This is a genomic window from Anaerovibrio sp. (assembly GCF_051866355.1).
Classification (GTDB): domain Bacteria; phylum Bacillota; class Negativicutes; order Selenomonadales; family Selenomonadaceae; genus Anaerovibrio.
In genome coordinates this window covers 3,340-7,844 of sequence record NZ_JBJDWZ010000099.1, presented here as the reverse complement: position 1 = coordinate 7,844, position 4,505 = coordinate 3,340, and the positions used below count along the sequence as shown (strand labels likewise).

At 52.7% G+C, this 4,505-nt stretch carries 4 protein-coding genes; all 4 read left to right on the top strand.

What is annotated here, in order from left to right; translation table 11 throughout:
* Positions 1-70 precede the first annotated feature (70 nt).
* The gene (locus ACI3UA_RS05425) at positions 71-892 is read left to right on the top strand and encodes a MurR/RpiR family transcriptional regulator (protein ID WP_439723815.1); all 822 of its coding nucleotides are present in this window, start codon (positions 71-73) and stop codon (positions 890-892) included.
* On the top strand, positions 889-1,614 hold the full coding sequence (gene nagB, locus ACI3UA_RS05420; RefSeq protein ID WP_439723814.1) for a glucosamine-6-phosphate deaminase: 726 nt from the start codon (positions 889-891) through the stop codon (positions 1,612-1,614). Before ACI3UA_RS05425 ends, nagB begins: the two co-directional genes overlap by 4 nt.
* Before the next feature lie 94 nt (positions 1,615-1,708).
* Positions 1,709-2,833, top strand: a complete 1,125-nt coding sequence (gene nagA, locus ACI3UA_RS05415; protein WP_439723813.1) for an N-acetylglucosamine-6-phosphate deacetylase — start codon at positions 1,709-1,711, stop codon at positions 2,831-2,833.
* Positions 2,834-3,138: 305 nt separating this feature from the next.
* The coding region (locus ACI3UA_RS05410) for an alanine/glycine:cation symporter family protein (protein WP_439723812.1) at positions 3,139-4,505 on the top strand (1,367 nt) is incomplete at its 3' end.

The window sequence follows — 4,505 nt, the reverse complement described above, 5'->3', positions numbered from 1 at the left end:
GGTACTGACATATCACCGTATTACTGTATCATCGTATCACCGATATAATTTTTGGCAAGGAGGGGAAGGTATGGCGGCAAGACAGCGTTCAATCATTCCCATGATTGATGTTAATTATCAGCAATTCAGCCCCGCTGAAAAAAAGGTGGCGGATTTTTTCATTGCCAATGACGAGGATGTGGACCTGTCTGCCAGCGCCATGGCCCAAAGGCTCTTTGTGTCGGAGGCGACCCTTTCCCGCTTCGCCAAGAAAAGCGGTTTCAGCGGCTATCGCGAGTTTGCTTTTGAGTACAGGAACCAGAAGCTGAAAAAGCGCGCCACCATGACTAACGTGACGAAGGGCGTACTGGCCATTTATGAGGACCTTCTGAACAAGGAATACGACCTGATTGATGAAAAGCAGATTGACAGAATCGTAAAGTGCATCGGGCAGTATGAGCGGATAGTGGTCTGCGGCAAGGGAAGCTCCGGCATGGCGGCGGAGGAAATGGAGCTGCGGTTTATGCGCATAGGCATCAATATTGATTCCATTGTCTATGAGGACAGAATGCGGATGCAGACGGTCTTTATGAACAAGAAATGCTTTGTCATCGGCTTCAGCATCAGCGGCACTACGGAGGATGTGCTGTACATGCTGAAGGCGGCGCACAGGAACAGGGCAAGGACCATGCTGGTGACGGCGTACAACAGGGATGGCTTCAGCGATTTCTGCGACGAGGTGGTACTGGTGCCATCCTATCAGCGGCTGGACTATGGCAACGCGATTTCGCCGCAGTTTCCCCTGCTGGTCCTGCAGGATATTATTTATACGAAGTATATGCAGAGCAATCACTACATCAAGGAGGCCCTGCATGGCAACACATTGAAGGCATTGAGGAGGAAAGGACAATGAGAATCTACAAGGCAAAGGACTACAAGGACATGAGCAGAAAGGCGGCCAACATGCTGTCTGCCCAGGTGATTATGAAGCCGAACTGCGTACTGGGACTGGCCACGGGCTCATCTCCTGTCGGCACTTATGACCAGCTGGTGGAGTGGTATAACAAGGGCGACCTTGATTTTTCCGAGGTGACCTCCGTAAACCTTGACGAGTACAAGGGGCTGGACGCAGGCAACGACCAGAGCTACCGCTATTTTATGAACCAGCACCTCTTTTCCCGCGTCAATATCAATCCCGGCAGGACGTATCTGCCTAACGGCATGGAAATGGATGAGGCGGCGGAGTGCGGCCGTTATTCGGCGCTGATTCATGAGCTGGGCGGCATCGACATGCAGCTTCTGGGGCTGGGGCACAACGGCCATATCGGTTTTAACGAGCCGGGAGCGGCCTTTGAAAAGGATGTGCACTGCGTACAGCTGACGGAAACTACCATCAATGCCAACAAGAGATTTTTTGCCAGTGTCGATGATGTGCCGAAGAAGGCTTATACCATGGGCATCAAGACCATCATGCAGGCCAAGAAAATCGTGGTGATTGTCAGCGGTGCAGACAAGGCGGAAATCGTGAAAAAGGCGTTTTTCGGCCCGGTAACGCCGCAGGTGCCGGCTTCTATCCTGCAGATGCACAATGATGTGACCCTGATTGCTGACGAAGCGGCCTTGTCGCTGGTGTGACGCCGACAATGGCAGGATGTCAATATAGGTGTGATGCTGACAATAGTGTGATGGAAATATCTTTTTAGTTTTTTTGCAGTCTGGAGGTGTCTGGATGGAAATAAATAATGTGCTTGTATATACCGAGCAGCATAAATTTGTCAGAGGCAGTATAGAGCTGGATAACGGCATTATCAGGAAAATTGCCCTGGCTGGTGAAGACGGGGATAACGGCGATAATGATGTACTGTACGCTATCCCGGGGCTGGTGGATATCCATTTCCACGGCTGTATGGGGGCGGACTTGTGCGATGCGGAGCCTGATACCATAAGGACATTGGCGGAGTATGAGGCAGGGCAGGGCGTTACCACCATCTGTCCTGCGACCATGACTATGCCGGTGGCGGAGCTGCGGAAGATCATGGCAAATATTGGCGCTTACCGGGGGGATACGGGAGCGCATTTTGCCGGTGTCAACATGGAGGGGCCTTTTATCAGCGCCGCCAACAAGGGCGCCCAGGCGGCGGACAATATTATTCCCTGCGATGTGGAACTGTTCCGCGAGCTGAATAAGCTGTCCGGTGACAGAATCCGTCTGGTGGATATTGCGCCGGAGGAGCCGGGAGCTATGGAGTTTATTGAGGCTGTCAGGGACGAAGTAGTTGTTTCCCTTGCACATACCGGGGCGGATTATGATACGGCCATGGAAGCCTTTCAGAAGGGAGCCAATCACGTTACCCATATGTTTAATGGCATGCAGCCGTTCCATCACAGGAATCCGGGGGTGCAGGGCGCGGCGGCCGATGCCGCTGCCTATGTGGAGCTGATCTGCGACGGCGTGCATATTCATCCTGCCATGGTACGTGCCGTGTTCCGGCTGTTTGGCAGTGGCAGGGTGTGCCTTATCAGTGACAGCATGCGGGCGGCCGGGCTGGCGGACGGGGAGTATACCCTGGGCGGACAGGCCGTGACGGTCAGGGGCAAGCGGGCTGTGCTGGCCAACGGGAGCCTTGCCGGTTCCGTTACCAACCTGATGAACTGTCTGAGGACTGTCGTTCTGGAAATGGGAATCCCGCTGGAGCAGGCGGTGCAGAGCGCCACGGAAACCCCGGCCCGCTCTGTCGGGCTCTTTGACCGCTGTGGCAGTATTGCGCCGGGCAAGCAGGCGGATATCGTCCTTCTGGACAGGGAGCTGAAGATAAGGCAGGTATTTGTCGGCGGCAGGGCAATCGTGCAATAACCAATGACGGCAGGTTGCCGGTCAGGCAACCTGCACTTTGTATACAATTCTGCAAAAGCAAAATTTATGTATACATGGACAGATTTATTGACAGGGCTTTGAGATTTGTGGTATAAAATACTTGTCAAAAGGAAATGCATTTCACAAATAAATATTATTTGGACGACGTTGGTCCGTGCTGTTTAGTGAACAGCACGGATTTTTTTATGGCTATTATTCCTGTAATTATTCGTGGAGTTTTGGTGGTAAGGTGAGTTTTCCGGCTGGTTGTGGTGAGGCAGTCGGATGTTTGGAGGTTATGCTTTATGGATTTAGTGACATTGATGGCAGATGTTAATGATTTTGTCTGGGGGCCGGTAATGCTGGCGTTCCTGGTAGGTACAGGTATTTTTCTGACGGTAAGGCTGAAGTTCCTGCCGTGGCGCAATCTTCCTTATGCGATAAAGATGATTGTCAGCAAGCGCGACAACAGTGCCGGTGATATCAGCCCGTTCCAGTCCCTGATGACTGCGCTTTCGGCTACTGTGGGCACAGGTAATATCGTGGGTGTTTCCACTGCTATGGTGCTGGGCGGCCCGGGCGCGCTGGTATGGATGTGGATTTCCGCAGCTTTCGGCCTTTCCACCAAGTATGGTGAGTCCGTGCTGGCAGTAAAGTACAGAAAGACCAATGGCGTTGGTGAAATGGCTGGCGGTCCTATGTACGCTATGAAGTACGGTTTTAGCAACAAGTTTATTGGCAGTGCTCTGGCTGGTCTGTTTGCCCTCTTTGCAGTTTGTGCTTCCTTTGGTATTGGTAACATGACCCAGGCAAATTCCATTTCTTCCGCCTTTAAGGCAAGCCTTGGTCTTGATCCTATGGTTGTGGGCGTTATTCTTGTTGCCTGCTGCCTGGCAGTTCTGCTCCGCGGCATTCGCAGCATTGGTGCTGTTTCCAGCGTTATCGTTCCTGCTATGGCTGCTTTTTATTTCGTAGCCGCTATGGTTGTTATTGTGGTTAATGCTTCCGCCCTGCCTGCAGGCGTTGCTGAAATCTTCCGCATGGCTTTTGCTCCTGATGCAGTTGCCGGCGGTGTTGGCGGTTCCATCGTGGCCTCCATGCTGACTTCCATGCGCTGGGGTATTGCCCGCGGCGTGTTCTCCAATGAGGCAGGCCTCGGCTCCGCTCCTATTGCAGCTGCTGCAGCAAAGACCGACCATGCTTCCCGTCAGGGCTATGTAAACATGACCGGTACTTTCTTTGATACCATGATTATCTGTGCTTTGACCGGCCTGGTTATCGCTTCCTCCGGCATGCTGGGCACTATCGACCCTGCAACCGGCAAGGCAGTTTCCGGTGCCAACCTGACTATTCTGGCTTTCTCCTCTGTATTTGGCGAGGCTGCCAAGTACATTGTTTCCATCGCACTGGCTCTCTTCGCTTTTTCCACCATTCTCGGCTGGGAATACTACGGTGAGAAGTCCCTTGAGTATCTCGTAAGCAACCGCGCCGTAATCATGGGCTACCGCGTGCTGTTCAGCCTGGTGGCTTTCGTGGGTGCAACCCAGACTTTGGAGTTTGTTTGGAACTTCTCCGATACCATGAACGGCCTGATGGCTATTCCGAACCTTATCTGCCTGCTGTGGCTGAACAAGGATATTGCCCATGAGTGCTTTGAGTATCAGGAGCTGGT

Coding starts and splice junctions, on each gene's coding strand:
- nagA (WP_439723813.1), top strand. CDS start 1,709: ATGGAAATAAATAATGTGCTTGTATATACCGAGCAGCATAAATTTGTC.
- nagB (WP_439723814.1), top strand. CDS start 889: ATGAGAATCTACAAGGCAAAGGACTACAAGGACATGAGCAGAAAGGCG.
- ACI3UA_RS05425 (WP_439723815.1), top strand. CDS start 71: ATGGCGGCAAGACAGCGTTCAATCATTCCCATGATTGATGTTAATTAT.